Below are 1,020 nucleotides of genomic sequence, written 5' to 3' on the forward strand. Positions count from 1 at the left end.
TGTGACGTCACACAATTCGTAGACAGTTTCGTCACACGAAACCTTAGTGCCGCGTGTCCACCAACCCATGAAGTGCTCGTCTTCGGCGAGCAGGCGCGCCATCCGAATCACCTTGGGATTGGTGAGCAAGCCGGTGCGCATCTTGATCCAGTCGCCAGCCATTACGCTGCCTTCCCCTTGAACAGATCCATCATCAGCGCGAGCTTCTGCTCGGCCTCGATGCGACGTTCACGTTCGGCGTCGCGCTCGCGCTCGGCGTCCGACTTGATCTGCACCAGCGTGCAGCCAAGCTGATACGCCATCCAATCGGCATAGACGCGGTTCCCGACGATCTGGCAGAACGCAGCGAGCTGATCGGCCTGCAGCGTTGCGTCGCCCTTCTTCATGCGCGAGAAGTAGCCGGCGTCGAGCCCGAGCGCCAGGTAGATCTCTTTGTCCTCGAGGCCCGACGACGTGCAGGCGAGCGTGAAAGCCGCGCCAGCGGTCTTCTGCCGATGAACCATTTCCACCGGCACGCTGTTCGGTTCGGCGCATCGCGTCAGGGACAACTCGCCCTGTTCGACAACCCGGCTCAATGCTTTTGACGCCACTTGACTAACCCCCAGAGCTACAAAAAAGCGATGCTCAAGGCATCGCGGTTATGGCCCGCGCAGTTACGCGGCGGACGGCTCGGTGTGGGACTCAGGAACGAAGCCGGCGGGCAGAGCCTTACCGAGTCGAATTGCAGCGCCCACGACGGTATCGGTCTGCTTCTGATCGAGTTCATCGGGCCACTGCGAGATGCGACCGCGGCTCAGGCCGACTGCGCGACCGAGTTCCGCACCGCTGCCGAAAAGATCGATGGCCTGCTTTTTGGTCATGAACATGTCTGATCCACGTGTATAGCGAACTAGACAAATGGTATGTCAAGCAACCTAAACAATCAAGCGGTTAGTCTGCTATACATGAAAACGCTAGCAGATCGCCTTCGGGCAGCCCTGGAAGATGCAGGGATAAACCAGTCGGAATTGGCCCGGCGCG

Annotated in this window: 2 protein-coding genes; one reads left to right on the forward strand and one right to left on the reverse strand. The window is 59.6% G+C overall.

The features are described 5' to 3' along the window. Nucleotides 1-161: 161 nt before the first annotated feature. Nucleotides 162-590 (reverse strand): transcriptional regulator, encoded by a 429-nt coding sequence (locus HQK15_RS18250; RefSeq protein ID WP_173492930.1) that lies wholly within the window; start codon nt 588-590, stop codon nt 162-164. 30 nt (nt 591-620) lie between these two features. Here HQK15_RS18250 and HQK15_RS18255 point away from each other — a divergent pair, with 30 nt between their 5' ends. Further along, nucleotides 621-872 carry a hypothetical protein gene (locus HQK15_RS18255; protein ID WP_173492931.1) on the forward strand — a complete coding sequence of 84 codons (252 nt, stop codon included), beginning with the start codon at nt 621-623 and terminating at the stop codon, nt 870-872. Nucleotides 873-1,020: the final 148 nt, after the last annotated feature.

Source organism: Aeromicrobium stalagmiti (assembly GCF_013283745.1).
GTDB lineage: Bacteria > Actinomycetota > Actinomycetes > Propionibacteriales > Nocardioidaceae > Aeromicrobium > Aeromicrobium stalagmiti.

Excerpts from the sequence above, each read along its gene's own strand:
- HQK15_RS18255 (WP_173492931.1), top strand. The coding sequence starts at position 621 with ATGCTCAAGGCATCGCGGTTATGGCCCGCGCAGTTACGCGGCGGACGG.